Source organism: Vibrio sp. RE86 (assembly GCF_013114545.1).
In the GTDB taxonomy this organism is placed as follows: Bacteria; Pseudomonadota; Gammaproteobacteria; order Enterobacterales; family Vibrionaceae; genus Vibrio.
The window spans coordinates 63,591-78,229 of sequence record NZ_VTXI01000010.1; the positions used below are offsets into that span (position 1 = coordinate 63,591).

At 45.7% G+C, this 14,639-nt stretch carries 14 protein-coding genes; 3 read left to right on the forward strand and 11 right to left on the reverse strand.

The window, feature by feature from the left end:
* Window positions 1–22: 22 nt before the first annotated feature.
* Both F0231_RS11565 and F0231_RS11570 read left to right on the forward strand, forming a co-directional pair.
* On the forward strand, window positions 23–955 hold the full coding sequence (locus F0231_RS11565; RefSeq protein ID WP_171759876.1) for an endonuclease/exonuclease/phosphatase family protein: 933 nt from the start codon (window positions 23–25) through the stop codon (window positions 953–955).
* Window positions 956–1,048: 93 nt separating this feature from the next.
* Window positions 1,049–1,195: a hypothetical protein gene (locus F0231_RS11570; protein ID WP_171759877.1), complete on the forward strand. Its 147-nt coding sequence runs from the start codon at window positions 1,049–1,051 to the stop codon at window positions 1,193–1,195.
* Window positions 1,196–1,245: 50 nt separating this feature from the next.
* Here the strand turns inward: F0231_RS11570 and F0231_RS11575 are convergent, their stop codons facing one another.
* From F0231_RS11575 to F0231_RS11590, 4 genes are all read right to left on the reverse strand, one after another.
* Window positions 1,246–2,646, reverse strand: a complete 1,401-nt coding sequence (locus F0231_RS11575; protein WP_171759878.1) for a lyase family protein — start codon at window positions 2,644–2,646, stop codon at window positions 1,246–1,248.
* A gap of 18 nt (window positions 2,647–2,664) precedes the next feature.
* Window positions 2,665–3,045: a hypothetical protein gene (locus tag F0231_RS11580; RefSeq protein WP_171759879.1), complete on the reverse strand. Its 381-nt coding sequence runs from the start codon at window positions 3,043–3,045 to the stop codon at window positions 2,665–2,667.
* Window positions 3,046–3,196: 151 nt separating this feature from the next.
* Window positions 3,197–4,054 (reverse strand): glutathione-dependent disulfide-bond oxidoreductase, encoded by an 858-nt coding sequence (yghU, locus tag F0231_RS11585; RefSeq protein WP_171759880.1) that lies wholly within the window; start codon window positions 4,052–4,054, stop codon window positions 3,197–3,199.
* A 229-nt stretch (window positions 4,055–4,283) separates the two neighbouring features.
* Entirely contained in the window at window positions 4,284–4,925 is a 642-nt protein-coding gene (locus F0231_RS11590) for an HAD family phosphatase (protein ID WP_171759881.1), read from the reverse strand.
* 291 nt (window positions 4,926–5,216) lie between these two features.
* Here F0231_RS11590 and F0231_RS11595 point away from each other — a divergent pair, with 291 nt between their 5' ends.
* A complete protein-coding gene (locus tag F0231_RS11595) occupies window positions 5,217–6,095 on the forward strand; it encodes an NAD(P)-dependent oxidoreductase (RefSeq protein WP_171759882.1) in 879 nt (292 codons plus the stop codon).
* A gap of 186 nt (window positions 6,096–6,281) precedes the next feature.
* Here F0231_RS11595 and katG read toward each other — a convergent pair whose 3' ends face one another.
* The 7 genes from katG to F0231_RS11630 all read right to left on the reverse strand — a co-directional run bounded on the left by katG (window position 6,282) and on the right by F0231_RS11630 (window position 14,610).
* Window positions 6,282–8,459 carry a catalase/peroxidase HPI gene (gene katG, locus F0231_RS11600; RefSeq protein ID WP_171759883.1) on the reverse strand — a complete coding sequence of 726 codons (2,178 nt, stop codon included), beginning with the start codon at window positions 8,457–8,459 and terminating at the stop codon, window positions 6,282–6,284.
* A gap of 207 nt (window positions 8,460–8,666) precedes the next feature.
* Complete coding sequence (locus tag F0231_RS11605) at window positions 8,667–9,284, reverse strand: glutathione S-transferase family protein (protein WP_171759884.1); 618 nt, start codon at window positions 9,282–9,284, stop codon at window positions 8,667–8,669.
* 12 nt (window positions 9,285–9,296) lie between these two features.
* Window positions 9,297–10,328 carry an NADP-dependent oxidoreductase gene (locus F0231_RS11610; RefSeq protein WP_171759885.1) on the reverse strand — a complete coding sequence of 344 codons (1,032 nt, stop codon included), beginning with the start codon at window positions 10,326–10,328 and terminating at the stop codon, window positions 9,297–9,299.
* A gap of 240 nt (window positions 10,329–10,568) precedes the next feature.
* Complete coding sequence (locus tag F0231_RS11615; protein WP_171759886.1) at window positions 10,569–11,153, reverse strand: TetR/AcrR family transcriptional regulator; 585 nt, start codon at window positions 11,151–11,153, stop codon at window positions 10,569–10,571.
* Window positions 11,154–11,219: 66 nt separating this feature from the next.
* A complete protein-coding gene (locus F0231_RS11620; protein ID WP_171759887.1) occupies window positions 11,220–12,938 on the reverse strand; it encodes a diguanylate cyclase in 1,719 nt (572 codons plus the stop codon).
* A gap of 160 nt (window positions 12,939–13,098) precedes the next feature.
* Window positions 13,099–13,413 carry a N(4)-acetylcytidine aminohydrolase gene (yqfB, locus tag F0231_RS11625; RefSeq protein WP_171759888.1) on the reverse strand — a complete coding sequence of 105 codons (315 nt, stop codon included), beginning with the start codon at window positions 13,411–13,413 and terminating at the stop codon, window positions 13,099–13,101.
* A complete protein-coding gene (locus tag F0231_RS11630; RefSeq protein WP_171759889.1) occupies window positions 13,414–14,610 on the reverse strand; it encodes a DEAD/DEAH box helicase in 1,197 nt (398 codons plus the stop codon).
* Window positions 14,611–14,639 lie beyond the last annotated feature (29 nt).

Genomic DNA, 14,639 nt, shown 5'->3' on the forward strand with positions numbered 1-14,639 from the left:
CGTCAAAAATAAGGAGATGTCTTTGAAAAGAGCAGTCGCATGGCTATTTGTTTTTAGCCCCACATTAGTTTGGGTTGGTCTGTCTTTTTATGAATCGACGTGGTGGGTTGAAAACATTGTCGCTTATCCGGCGATATTCTTGATTACCTATTGGTTGCTTGGTAGCACGCTTTTGCTCGGAAAACAGTGGGGGGCGGGGTGTGTTTGCTTTCTTTTGTCAGGCGTTTTTTGGCTATTGGCACCGCAGTCTCACCACGTAGTAAGCACACGCTGTGTGACGCCTATTACAGTCACACAGTTTAATCTTTATTACGGCAATAAGGACGTTAATGCGTTTGTTAACTACTTAATCAAGCAGCAAAGCGATTTGGTGGTTTTACAAGAAGTTGCCCCTGAAGTGGGTGATAAACTCCAATCCTTGAGTGATATCTACCCATACATATACGGTGGGCAAGAAGGCGTTGGTTATCCATCCAGCCAAATGATTTTGAGTAAAGGCGCATTAAAGCATATGTCTGTCTATATGACGCCAGATGAGCAAGCAATCATTCGCGGCACTTGGTATCCAGACAGACAGGTTGCAATGACGCTAGTCGCAGCGCACCCACCTTCCCCAAGAGACAAGCCACTTTGGTATCGTCGTAACGCCTTAATCAGAACGATTGAATCAATAAATGAGTTGTACCCTAGTGATGAAATTATGGTGGTCGGGGACTTTAACCTTTCATCTGTTAGCCTAAGATTTAGTGATATTTTCCCTACTTACCAAACTGTGCCTGTGTCTAGTTGGCCCAATTGGGCTGAGGCCTTTCCAACCCCCGATTTTTCAATGATCGCGATTGACCACTTATGGCTTAAATCATCAACCAGTGGTCGGCGTATATGTGAACGCAGAAGTCTCTCTAGCCCAAATGGATCGGATCACAAAATGGTGGTGACCACGGTCGGGTATTAGTGAAAGCGCTTTAGGTGAAAGAAGAGATTGCGATGTGATAACCGCATCGTTAGAATTGCCGCTCTTTATTTTCCTCGGATCTTTTGAGGCTTTATGAACAGTGTTCAAGCTGCTGCGCCGTTCTCGACTGCAACTATTTCACCAAAGCGTGAAGTGATGTTGCGTGAGACACTAGCGCTAGCAAAAATGGCATCAGCAATTGCTCTGCCATTCTTGCTACTGTCTCTGGTTTGGATTTAATCCAGAGCACACAGCACAAGGATGTGTGCTATCTGTTCAGATTCAATCACTTACTCTGCAAGACCACCTTGGGTCAATTTGGTTGGATCCAATAAGCGTTCAAGCGTCTCTCTATCTAAATCGGTTTCTCGCTCGGCGACATCAATAATCGCAGCCCCTTCTTGATAGGCGGCTTTTGCTATTTGCGCAGCTTTAAGGTAGCCAATAACCGGGTTAAGCGCCGTCACCAGTATCGGGTTTTTGGCAAGCGCGACTTCTAAATTATCTTCACGGACTTTAAAGGTAGCGATCGCTTGATTGGCAAGGGAAATAGCGCTATTGGTCAGCAGTTCGATGCTCTCTAATATATTATGAGCAATAACCGGAAGCATGACATTAAGCTGGAAGTTACCTGATTGGCCTGCAATAGTAATGGTAGTGTCGTTTCCGATCACCTGTGCTGACGCCATTGCTGCCGCTTCAGGGATTACCGGGTTTACTTTACCTGGCATGATTGAAGAGCCTGGTTGCAAGCCTTGAAGTTCAATCTCTCCCAACCCCGCGAGTGGTCCTGAATTCATCCAGCGTAAATCATTGGCAATTTTCATTATCGCAACGGCGGCTGTTTTTAGTTGCCCAGATAGCGCCACGACTGCATCTTGACTGCTCAGGTTGTAAAAGAAGTTCTCACTTGCAGTGAACTGAACCTTTGTTTCCTGGCTTAAATTGTCAGCAAAACGAGCTGCAAACTTTGGATCGGCATTGATGCCTGTACCGACAGCCGTTCCCCCTTGCGCCAGAGCCTTAAGTGCAGGAAGAGCATTTGTTATCGCCAGTTTGGCTTGCTCAATCTGGTATTGCCATCCACTTAACTCTTGATCAAAGGTGATCGGCATGGCGTCCATGAGGTGGGTACGCCCTGTTTTTACGCACTGCCCAATTTCGTCTCGCTTACTCTCAAGTGCCGCGGCTAGATGGTTTAACGCAGGGATAAGCTGTGACTCAAGTGCGATGGCAGAGCTAACTTGAATTGCGGTAGGGACTACATCATTGCTGCTTTGTCCCATATTGACGTGATCATTCGGGTTAACATCTCCGCCCAATAGTGCTGAGGCGAGTGTCGCAATGACCTCGTTCGCATTCATATTAGAACTGGTACCCGAGCCTGTTTGGAACACGTCGACAGGGAACTGTTCTAGGTGCTCACCATCAACAATCGTCTGAGCCGCATCGCTAATGGCTTGTGCAATATCCCCCTCAAGCAGGCCTAGCTGAGCGTTGGTGATTGCAGCGGTTTGTTTAATGTAGGCCAGCGCTTGAATAAAGCCTGAAGGCATTGTGTGTCGACTGAATTTGAAATTGTCTACGGCCCGTTGGGTTTGGGCTTGATAAAGGGCATTATTTGGGACTTTGACTTCGCCCATACTGTCTGTTTCAGTACGAAATTCTTGTGTTGTAGAGCTTTGGTTCATGTTTGGATCCTTTTGAAATCAATCAAGTGGCGCTTGGATGCGCTGTAGTTGTTGTTGTAAGTGTAAAAATCGCACGTCGCCATTTTCCCATTGGTAGTAATAGCGCTTGAGACACAGAAGTGGGGTATGGATAGAGTCTAGGCACACTCGACGGAAAATTCGGCTTCGAATGGGGTCTTGGATAGCATCAAGCAAGTTAAAATACAGCTGACGCAAAAAGAGTTCGCAAAGTAGGGGATTTTCATGTTCAGCGCCTGCTTCGTATTGTGAAGCGAGTAGCATTGCCCAATGGATATAGTCGTGAATGACATCGGGTTCAAAACCAGATTGAACATAACGCGCAAGAAAGCGGTCTTGAGATTTGTAAAATGCATTGTAGAGCAGCTTTTGATTATCCATACATACCTCTAAATATTGTAATGATAATTATTATCAATTAAGAGGCAGCGATCAACCATAAGTTTTATAGCGCTATTCAGAAACTAAAAATCCCGTTCAGCGGGTAGCTAGAACGGGATAATTTATTAAAGCGTGAGAGTAAACTGAAGCGTTAAGGCTTAAGTTTCATGATGTTGTCGATATCTTCTGCGCTGTGGCGCTCTAGTACCTGTTCCCACTCTTCGCCAAACGGACGGTTTACAATTCGGCCACGTTGGACTGCCTCGCGTGACTCAATCTGTTTCGCCCAGCGAACAACATTTTCATAAGTGTGAACCTGTAGGAACTCAGCGGCGTCGTAAAGCTTACCTAGCACCAAATTGCCATACCAAGGCCAAATAGCCATATCTGCAATGGTGTATTCCTCACCAGCAACAAAGGTATTGTTCGCCAATTGTTTATCTAACACATCCAATTGACGCTTTGCTTCCATCGCAAAGCGGTTAATTGGGTACTCTTGTTTTTCATCAGCATAAGCGTAGAAGTGCCCAAAGCCACCACCTAAGAAAGGTGCAGAGCCTTGCGCCCAAAATAGCCAGTTAAATGTTTGAGTACGTTCAGTGCCAGATTCTGGTAAAAATTGACCGAATTTTTCAGCCAAGTGGACGAGGATCGATGCCGATTCAAATACGTTAACAGGTGCTTCTCCTGAGTTATCGACCAATGCAGGAATCTTTGAGTTCGGGTTTACACCAACAAAGCCCGAAGAGAACTGGTCAGATTCACCAATTTTGATTAAGTGCGCGTCGTATTCAGCTTCTTGGATGCCTTTAGCAAGCAGCTCTTCCAGCATGATTGTCACTTTTTGACCGTTTGGCGTTCCAAGGGAGTAGAGTTGAAGAGGGTGTGCGCCGACTGGCAGTTCACGTTCAAATCGAGCGCCTGAATCTGGACGGTTAATGTTAGCCCACTGATTGCCGCTACTTGGTTCGTTTTCCCAAACTTTTGGTGGTACGTATTGGTTTGTCATTGTTATTCCTTATTACGTTTGTTTTGGCATCTAGCAACATTGAGATATTCAACAGCAAGCGAAATCTCAACACACTTTAATATAGTTGGGATACGACCAAAGAAATCAAACGGGTAGACGATTTTTTTAATAGAACGCTTGGTTATGGAAAAGCGATTATAGATATAAGGAAATGCTAATGAATGAAAAGAGGGGAAAGTAGCAAGCACGGCACTTGCTACTGAGTTCGCTATTTAAGCTGAGCGAGTGCCTCATGGAGGGATGGCACGATATAGTGATTAAGTGCTTTCACTTCCTCACTTGGTTCGACAAGATCCGGAATTTGGAACGTCACCATTTGGGCACCGACAGCGCTTAATACGCCATTATTAGAATCCTCGAACGCGAGACATTGAGTCGGCTCGACACCAAGGCGGCTTGCCGCTAAAAGGTAGATCTCAGGATCAGGTTTACCCGCAGATACTTCACAGCCACACGTAATGCCATCAAAGTACTGGCTCAGGCCTGCAAGTTCTAATTTACGCTGTGCTACTTCTTTATGAGTGGAAGTGGCCACGGCTGTTGGAATCTGATTTTCTTTCAGCCACGTAAGAAGCTCAATCACCCCTTCTTTCACAGGGATAGCTTGATGGTTCACAATCGCTTTGTAGTTTTTGCTCCACTCAGCATGAATGTCATCATGGTGCTCACCATAGGCTGCACGAAAGATTTTTTCGATACCCGCCGCATTGCGGCCGATGATTGATAAGTAAATTTCTTCGTGAAAGGGTTGATTGACCGTCTTACACGCTTGCTTAAATACACGCATACAAACTCGCTCGGTGTCGAGGAGTAGGCCATCCATATCAAATATGGCCGCTTGATAGTTCATGGTTACAACTTAAAACAGGACAGGGGGCGTAATTTTGTCACACATAGAGTGCGAGTAAAAGTGTGAGCCGTTTCGAATGGCTCCGCTGGCCTAGATAACTACGGCAAACCGGTCGCCTATACAGACTCAAGTATATTAGAGAAAGCTCAGCCATAGCCGAACAAGTTAAAACCGTGATCATTAAAGCCTCCATTAGGGGGCTTTCTTGTTTTTGCAGTAGCGAACAAGTTAATTTGTTTCTAAATGTTTAGTACACTGCGCCAATAACAAGATAACAGTTAAGGGAAGTACATGAGCGATAAGAAAGTAGCCTTCGTTGGATTAGGTGTAATGGGTTACCCAATGGCAGGCTTTCTGAGCAAAGCGGGCTATGAAACAAGCGTGTTTAACCGCACTAAAGCGAAAGCAGACAAATGGGCGAGTGATTACCAAGGCATAGCGTGTGAAACACCAAAACAGGCGGCAGAAGGCAGTGACATTGTGTTCGTCTGTGTTGGTAATGATGATGATGTTCGCAGCGTTGTGTACGGTGAAGAGGGCATTCTAGCAGGGCTGAAACCTGGCGCAATTTTGGTTGACCACACTACGACTTCTGCTGAGCTTGCAATTGAACTGGCAGAAGCGGCAAAAGCGAATGGCAACACGTTTGTTGATGCCCCTGTGTCTGGTGGTCAAGCTGGCGCTGAAAATGGTGTTTTGACGATTATGTGCGGCGGTGAGCAATCTGTGTTTGATGTGGCTGCGCCTGTGATGGACGTATACGCGAAACAGATGACGCTGCTGGGCGAGAATGGTCAAGGCCAACGTTGTAAGATGGTCAACCAGATTTGTATTGGTGGCATCCTTCAAGGGCTGAGTGAAGCACTCCTACTAGCTCAAAAGTCTGGCTTAGACATTGAACAGGTGGTTGATACGCTTAAACATGGCGCTGCGGGATCTTGGCAAATGGAGAACCGTGCAGTGACAATGGCTCAAGATAAATTTGATTTCGGTTTTGCTATCGACTGGATGCGTAAAGATCTAGGTTTTTGTCTTAAAGAAGCGGAGCGTGTTGGGGTTGAGTTACCGCTAACCAAAAAAGTGGATGAGCAATACGCAGAGCTTCAAAAAGACGGTTTTGGACGTATGGATACGTCAGTACTGATGAAAGCTGTGGCTAAAAATCAGTAGTAGATAAACAGTTCTTTGGTATCGAATAGCTTAAAGAAATTGAAAGTAATCATAACGGACTCTCCTTGAACCGAGGTTCTAAAATAAGAGGTGCAGATATGCACCTCTTTTCTCATTTCAGTGCTACTTATTTAACCCTAGTGTATGTTTGGTTTGTTTGCCAATCTCACTAGTACTCAATAAGCGTTACTTGTTTAGGTCAAAACGATCGGCGTTCATGACTTTTGTCCAAGTGGCGATAAAATCTCGAACAAACTTCTCTTTGTTATCGTCTTGCGCATAGACTTCGGCGTAGGCACGAAGAATCGAGTTTGAACCGAAAACAAGGTCTGCACGGGTTGCTGTCCACTTTTCATCGCCTGACTTGCGCTCTACGATAGAGTAAGAGTTACGGCCAGTTGGTTTCCATGCATAACGCATGTCGGTCAAGTTAACGAAAAAGTCGTTACTCAATACGCCTACGTTGTCGGTAAACACCCCATGTTTTGAACCGCCGTGGTTAGTCCCCATTACGCGCATACCACCCAGTAGAACTGTCATCTCTGGTGCGGTTAATCCAAGTAGTTGAGCTTGGTTTAGCATGAGCTCTTCAGGCGTTGCTGAGTAGTGCTGTTTCTGCCAGTTTCTGAATGCATCTGCAATAGGCTCTAACACTGCGAAAGACTCTACATCCGTTTGCTCTAAAGAGGCATCACCGCGACCAGGTGCAAATAGTACCTGTGTTTCGAATCCTGCTGCTTTTGCTGCTTGTTCAACGCCTACGTTGCCAGCAAGAACAATCACATCCGCGAGACTCACGTCAAATTCTGATGCGATTGGCTCAAGTACACTTAACACTTTCGCGAGTCTTTCTGGTTCGTTTCCTTGCCACTGGTTAAGAGGTGCAAGTCGAATGCGCGAACCATTCGCTCCACCGCGTTTATCTGATCCACGATAAGTTCTGGCGCTGTCCCATGCGGTTGAAACCATCTCACTGATTGTTAGGCCGCTTTGTGCGATTTTTGCTTTAACTGCCTCAACGTCATAATCTGCGTTGCCTGCTGGAACAGGATCCTGCCAAACGAGCTCTTCTTGTGGAACATCAGGGCCGAAGTAGCGACTCTTAGGTCCCATATCTCTGTGAGTGAGTTTGAACCAAGCGCGAGCAAAGGTCTCTGAGAAGTAGTCTGGATCATTGTAGAAACGATCAGAAATCTTACGATACTCAGGATCAATGCGCAGTGCCATGTCAGCATCGGTCATGATTGGGTTTAGGCGAATACTTGGGTCTTCCACATCGACGGGTTTGTCTTCTTCTTTGATGCTGACTGGTTCCCATTGCCATGCACCTGCTGGACTCTTACGAAGCCACCAGTCATAGTTCAGCAGTAAGTAGAAGTAACCGTTATCCCATTGAGTTGGATTGGTTGTCCAAGCGCCTTCAATACCGCTTGTTACGGTATCTCGACCAATACCACGTGATTCGTTGTTTACCCAGCCGAAGCCTTGCTCTTCGATGCCAGCACGCTCTGGTTCTGGGCCCAATTTTGATGCGTCTCCATTACCATGTGCTTTACCCACGGTGTGACCGCCTGCCGTTAGCGCAACGGTCTCTTCGTCATTCATACCCATACGAGCGAAGGTTTCACGCATGTCTTTCGCTGTTTTAACTGGGTCAGGTTCTCCGTCTACACCTTCTGGGTTGACGTAGATTAGGCCCATCATTACAGCCGCAAGTGGGTTATCAAGGTCGCGTTCTTCAGAATAACGGCTGTTCTCGCCACCGCTTTTCTCTAGCCATTCTTGTTCTGCGCCCCAATAGATGTCTTTCTCTGGGTGCCAGATATCTTCACGGCCAAATGCGAAACCAAATGTTTTAAGGCCCATCGATTCATAAGCCATGTTGCCCGCAAGGATCATAAGATCGGCCCAGCTGATTTTGTTGCCGTATTTTTGTTTAATCGGCCACAGTAAGCGACGAGCTTTATCTAGGTTGCCGTTATCAGGCCAAGAGTTGAGAGGAGCAAAACGTTGGTTACCAGTGTCGGCACCACCACGGCCATCACCAATACGGTAGGTTCCCGCTGAGTGCCAAGCCATACGAATCATAAGACCGCCGTAATGACCCCAGTCAGCAGGCCACCATTCTTGGCTGTCAGTCATTAATGCTTTCAGATCATGCTTTAGCGCTTCAACGTCAAGTTTTTTTAGTTCACTGCGGTAATTGAAGTCTACGCCCATTGGGTTTGATTTATGGTCGTGTTGATGGAGAATGTCCAGATTCAGTGCGTTTGGCCACCAAGCGACGTTTGAGTTGTCAGAAGATGTTGCTCCGCCATGCATGACTGGGCAGGTACCGCCAGATTGTGCATTTTTGTTATCCATAATTTGCTCCTTAAGCTCCACATTTAATCCGTGGTTTATTGTTTTGTTACGCTAGAGCTTAGTCGGCAAATCGATATTAGGATATTTGGTAATTTCTATCTATTCGATAGATGATTTCTATCCTCTTAAAAATTGTGGTTATTGAGAGGTGTTAGAGGGGCGGTAAGAATAGAGCTGCGAACAGGCCACAGCTCTATAAAATTAAAATTATTTGTACTTAACTTCCAGTTGTTCCGCCTTGCGGTAGAACTCATGGCTTGCAAGTTGTTTTGCGTAAGCGGCGATGTGGCTATAGCGCTCAAGCATTCCGAAGTTTGACAGAATGTCGACGATGAATGACATCATGATGTCTGCGCCCGTCAGTTTGTCTGCGACCAAATAACGTTTGCCTTCAAGGCGCTGATCCACATAGCTCATCACTTTGTCGATTTCTACTTCCGCGTAATCGGATAGGAAATTGGTTGGAGCTCCATCTTTTGCTACAAATACCTTTAGCAATAGTGGCAGAGCCGCTGAGCTTTCAGCAAAGTGAAGCCATTGTAGGTAGTCTAAGTGGTCGGCACTACCAACTTCTGGAGCTAACGTTTCCGGTGCGTATTTGCTAATTAAATATTCGGTTATCGCGCCAGACTCGGTAATGACCATCCCGTCTTCTTCGATAACTGGGGATTTACCAAGAGGATGAATCGTTTTCAGCTCCGGTGGCGCAAGAAATGTTACGCTATCACGCTGGTAAGGTACGATTGAGTATTCGACGCCGAGTTCTTCCAGAAGCCAAATAATGCGTTTTGAACGCGACTGATTTAAGTGATGCAACTTAATCATGGTAGCTAACTCCTACAGTGCTTCGTTTGTTTTGATGACAAGTTTGCCGAAGTTCTTTCCTTCTAGCAGACCAATAAACGACTCAGGCGCTTGATCTAGCCCTTCAACAAGATGCTCGCGGTAATGGATTTTTCCTTCCGCTAGCCATTTAGACATATCGGCGGCAAATTCTCCGTAGCGATGTCCGTAGTCGTCGAAGATGATGAAGCCTTGCATTTTGATTCGCTTGATAAGTAGCTGAGCCATTAACATCGACATGCGGTCTGGGCCATCTGGCAATGCAGTGGCGTTGTATTGAGAAATAAGACCGCACAACGGGATACGCGCGCCTGTGTTTAGCAGGGGTAGGACAGCATCAAAGACTTTACCGCCAACGTTTTCGAAGTAGATATCGATACCATCATGACACGCGGCTGCAAGCTGCTGCGCAAAGTCGTCTGCGTTATGATCGATACACTCGTCGAAGCCTAGTTGCTCTTTTGCGTACTGACACTTTTCTTCGCCCCCCGCGACGCCAATCACACGACAACCTTTTAATTTACCAATTTGACCTACCATCGAACCAACTGCACCTGTCGCAGCTGCCACAACCAGCGTATCACCTTGCTTTGGTTGGCCAATATCTAATAGGCCCATGTAAGCGGTGAAACCGGGCATACCCATTACACCGAGCGCATAAGAAGGGTAAGCGGGGCTTTGACCAAGTTTGATTAGGCCTTCACCGTTAGAAATGCCAAAGTCTTGCCAACCAGTGAAAGCAAGTACCCATTCGCCTTCTTCAAACTCGGCATTGTTGGATTGTACAACCTGACACACTGTGCCACCGACCATCACTTCATCCAAAGCAACAGGATCGGCGTACGATTTTGCGTCGCCCATTCGTCCGCGCATGTAGGGATCAAGGGAAAGATAAACCGAGCGAAGTAACATTTCACCTTGCTTCGGAGTAGGAATGTCACTTTGTTCTAAGCGGAAATTGTCTGGAGTTGGCGCGCCTACTGGGCGAGAAGCCAAAACAATGCGACGGTTTGTAGAGTCAGTCATGGTAATTCCTTTATTTTTGTATCAACCAAAACAAATATCTGTTCATTCTTGCTGGTTAAAATCGCTGATAGCTTCGTTATAGATTTTGTAGGTAGGTCAACTAGCTAGCTGCAATCTATGCCTTGCTCTAAGCGATTTTTCCTGCGCAATTATCTGCACATCGATTTGTTTTGATTGCTACTAGACCAGTCGTCTAGTGTTTGTTTCAAAAAATCCCGCCATTAATCAGGCGGGGTATTTCTATGCGGTTAATAGCTTTTTTGTGGTTTCAAAACAGTGCTCTAAATTAGAACGGTCTTGAAGTAACTTGTTGAGCAAACTCGCGCCTAGCCATTGCTGGTAGAGCTGACGAGCCAAAGCATTAGCGTCAGAAGTTTGGATTGAGCTATCTTCAATACCCGCGGCTATGCAGCTTGCAAGTTGGTCGATGATGCGTTCGGCACCGTTAGCCAGTTTAATGCGCATAGTCTCGGATAAGTCAGCGACTTCGGCACTGAGTTTAACAACAAGACACTTATTGGCATTACACACACCATTTTCGACTTCTAGCCAGCGAGAAAAGTACCCAATCAACTTGTCATAGCTAGTGAGGTCCGGCTCAGAAAATAGTCCATCAACGCGCTGAATGTAGCTTTTGAAGTACTCTTCAATCAGCGTTTCACCAAACTGTTCTTTGGACTTAAAGTAGTGATAAAACGAGCCTTTGGGAACATCGGCGGTTTTTAAAAGTTCAGATAAGCCAACAGCGGTAAAGCCCTTGGTCACGACTAATTCGTAACCGACAGCCAGAATGTGTTGCTTTGTGTCTTGTGTTTTTGCGTTCATGGCGAGCACTATAACGCGCACTAGACCAGTCGTCTAGTGCGCGTTATAAGTTTCATCTCGACCTTTTTAATCGGACTGCTTGAGTGGAAGAATGTCTGAGTGTTCGGCTTTTGTCCGAGAAGGGTCAAGTCGAGTGACTCTATTCTGGGTATGGATGGCTTGGCTGCGACCGTTTTCTTTTGCTTTGTAAAGTGCGGTGTCTGCGGCTTTAACCAGTTCTACGGTCGTCATATTGTTGTCAGGGTAAGTTGTTACTCCAATCGATACGCCAAGTTGGCCTAAAGAGAGTCCTTTCATATCGAGATGCAATTCTCTGATCGCTTCTACGATCTCTTCAGCCAGAGCATAGGACTGCTCGATATCACTATGCGGTGAGATAACGGCAAGCTCTTCTCCCCCTAATCGGCATGCGACATCATCTTCGCCAATCAGTCGAGTAATGGTATTTGCCACTTCTTTTAATACATAATCTCCCGCGTCATGACCAAAATTATCGTTGAAGCGTTTGAAGTGATCTAAATCGAGCATCAAGAGTGATAGTGGTACTTGATCTTGGCCTGACTTCGACCATTCTCGATCAAACACTTCTTCAAAGAATCGGCGGTTGTAAAGGCCAGTTAATGGGTCTCGCATTGCTTGTGAGCGAAGTTTCTCTTGCAGGCTGAGATTGGCCAGTGCTAACCCTAGATGTTCAGCGATCGTGAATGCGAGCTGTTTAGTTTCGTCGCAGATCGGGTGGTGTTGGCGAGTAAAATGTAAATGGAACATACCAACAGTATTGCCGTGTGCCGTTAAAGGAATGCACATGGTTAGCCCATCATCATGACAAGACCCCATATGGTTACAGGAAAGATTGTGATGCTTTTCTTGGGAAAGATGATATTTGCCTTTTCTTAGCGCCCAACAGTCATTGGGTGCGTAGACTTTTGTCGCAGGCCATTCTCCGCCCCAGTCGAGTTTAATTTCTAACTGATTACGGGACTCGCGCATAATTGAGACCGATCCGTTGATGTCACCCAACACTCGAGGGATGATATCAGCGACGACAACTTGCGCTTCCTTGATGTTATTACACGCAGCAAGCATGTTTGCGAGTTGATGAAGAAGCTCAATTTCTCTCGTGCTTTTCTCAATACGAAGTTCTTGTTGTTCACGCTCGTCTGTAACCACGGCAAAGATTTTGCGATTGCTGAACCACAATGAGCTAATCAATACGATAAATGAGCTAGCCATCAAGGCAAAGAAGATGATCTCAAGTTCGTTTGTCATCGCAGACAACGCGGTTAAGGGCATGGCTAGTCGAATGACGTAATTGGTGTCGTGTCCATGTTCATCGGGTGGCAGCTGAAGTTTTTGAGCGACATAAAGCAAGTCTTGGTTAAGACTTTCGCTGTGACGCTTGTATATACCAATATCACCAGTTAAAGCAGCGGAGACTTCGGGGCGAATACTATGGTCTTCTAGATTTTGTATTTCTCTGTTAGAGAGCTGAGAATCGCCCAATACCAATCCGCTACTGTGAATGATGGTGAACCGTTGTCCAAATCTTGATTGCGATAAGTTATCGATAAATGAGTCAATGTCCGGTTGCTCCATATCATAGAGATCCAGTTTCTGCTCATTGATTTGGTGAGCGACATCGTCAAGGAGGCTTGTCATATAGCCACTGACGATTTTAGTCGTCCAAGTATTTAAGGTGTTGTGATAGTAATAGCCCCCAACCAACATGGATATAGCGAGTGCTATGACCGGCATATAATGGAAGCGACTCAATGACCTAGACATATTTATCCCCTACTTCACAAGGATCTTATTAGTTTAATAGTAACGTTATACCATAAAAATATAGGGAGAGGAGTGAAACAAGTGCAATATGAAAGATTTGGGAGGAAACTCAATATATGGAGAAAAGCAGACCCTCGTTAAGAGCCTGCTATAGCGGAGATTAGACGAGTTCGTAACTGATCTCGAATAAGGTATTCGTATCAGGGTAAATCTCTCGAATAAGCTTTTTTAGCTTTGGCAGTTCGATGTATTCCTGCTCGGCGTGAAACTCATTGATATCGTTATAATGCAAAGGTTTGACTGACAAAATCTTTACTTCACACACTTTTTCATTTGTCTCTAATGTAAACACTTCTACTGTGGTGCCCGGCACATAGTGTGATTCAGACTCGTCACGAATGGTGATGGTCTTTTTACCCGAGGCGACTAACGGCGTTAAAAACTCAAAAAAGGTTATTTTGGTTGGTGCAGACATTTACTGCTCCTCTTGTTGACGTTTGTGTTTAGGCACATAGTTCAAAATAGAGATAGGCACTGGCTTACGTGGCTCAAACCCTTCGATTTCGCGGCGTTCAATCAGGTGACCTAAGCGGCTTTCAATCATGCATAGGTTTTTGAAATTGTCTTTCGAAACAAATGAAATCGCTTCACCCTCGGCGTCCGCTCGACCCGTACGTCCAATACGGTGTACATATTCATCGGCAGGGAAGGGTAAGTCATAGTTGATCACGCGTGACAGGCCTTCAATATCAATACCACGAGCACCAACACCAGTAGCAATCATGTATTGAATCTTACCCGCTTTAAAGTCTTCGAGTAGCTTCGAGCGTATCGCTTGGCTTCGGCCACTATGGAAAGCCTCGGCCATGATGCCACGCTTTTCTAGCTGAGAAGCCAATTTTGCCGCGCCATGTTTCGTTTCGATGAAGATCAGTGCTTGGTCCCAATCGTTCTCTTTGATCAAGTGGCTAAGGAGCGCTGATTTTTTATCTTTATCAACGGTGATTAACCACTGTTCGATGTTCTTCTTAGATGCTTGATTGGCGGCAATCGAAATCTCGTAAGGGTCATGAACGGCTGTTTTTGCAAGGTCACGAACTTTGTTTGAAAGTGTTGCTGAGAACAGCAAGTTTTGAATGTCAGTAGGCAGTCGATCTAGGATCTTGTTTATGTCTTCGATAAAGCCCATATCCAACATACGGTCCGCTTCGTCGAGAACGAGCATCTCTACTTCTTCAAAGTACACCGCTCGCCTGCCATACATGTCTAAAAGACGGCCAGGCGTGGCAACAAGAATATCAACACCCTCAATGAGCGCTTGTTTTTGTGATTGCTCATCAACACCACCGTACATTGCAAGCGAGGTTAGCCCCAAATGCTTACTGTAGTCTTGAATTTTTTGCTCAACCTGAACAGCCAGCTCACGGGTAGGAGTTAAAATCAAAGCACGAATGCGCTTTTTACGTTGAGTCTCGCCTTGAGAAAGCTTTTCTAGGATAGGAAGAACAAAGCTCGCTGTTTTACCCGTACCTGTTTGCGCAGCTGCAATAAGGTCTTCACCTTTTAAGATTACAGGGATCGCTTTTTGCTGAATGGTGGTTGGTTTGTCGTAACCAAGTTCAGAAATTGCAGTGGTGATAGGTTGGCTCAAGCCGAGTTTTGAGAATGACATAGCTACACTCTAACTGTCGAAAGGTTTAG

Bases quoted from the DNA above. Each gene is read 5' to 3' on its own strand.
- F0231_RS11580 (WP_171759879.1), bottom strand. From the start codon at position 3,045: ATGGATAATCAAAAGCTGCTCTACAATGCATTTTACAAATCTCAAGAC.
- F0231_RS11615 (WP_171759886.1), bottom strand. From the start codon at position 11,153: ATGAACGCAAAAACACAAGACACAAAGCAACACATTCTGGCTGTCGGT.
- yqfB (WP_171759888.1), bottom strand. From the start codon at position 13,413: ATGTCTGCACCAACCAAAATAACCTTTTTTGAGTTTTTAACGCCGTTA.
- yghU (WP_171759880.1), bottom strand. From the start codon at position 4,054: ATGACAAACCAATACGTACCACCAAAAGTTTGGGAAAACGAACCAAGT.
- F0231_RS11590 (WP_171759881.1), bottom strand. From the start codon at position 4,925: ATGAACTATCAAGCGGCCATATTTGATATGGATGGCCTACTCCTCGAC.
- F0231_RS11570 (WP_171759877.1), top strand. From the start codon at position 1,049: ATGAACAGTGTTCAAGCTGCTGCGCCGTTCTCGACTGCAACTATTTCA.
- F0231_RS11575 (WP_171759878.1), bottom strand. From the start codon at position 2,646: ATGAACCAAAGCTCTACAACACAAGAATTTCGTACTGAAACAGACAGT.
- F0231_RS11630 (WP_171759889.1), bottom strand. From the start codon at position 14,610: ATGTCATTCTCAAAACTCGGCTTGAGCCAACCTATCACCACTGCAATT.
- F0231_RS11595 (WP_171759882.1), top strand. From the start codon at position 5,217: ATGAGCGATAAGAAAGTAGCCTTCGTTGGATTAGGTGTAATGGGTTAC.
- F0231_RS11605 (WP_171759884.1), bottom strand. From the start codon at position 9,284: ATGATTAAGTTGCATCACTTAAATCAGTCGCGTTCAAAACGCATTATT.
- F0231_RS11610 (WP_171759885.1), bottom strand. From the start codon at position 10,328: ATGACTGACTCTACAAACCGTCGCATTGTTTTGGCTTCTCGCCCAGTA.
- katG (WP_171759883.1), bottom strand. From the start codon at position 8,459: ATGGATAACAAAAATGCACAATCTGGCGGTACCTGCCCAGTCATGCAT.
- F0231_RS11620 (WP_171759887.1), bottom strand. From the start codon at position 12,938: ATGTCTAGGTCATTGAGTCGCTTCCATTATATGCCGGTCATAGCACTC.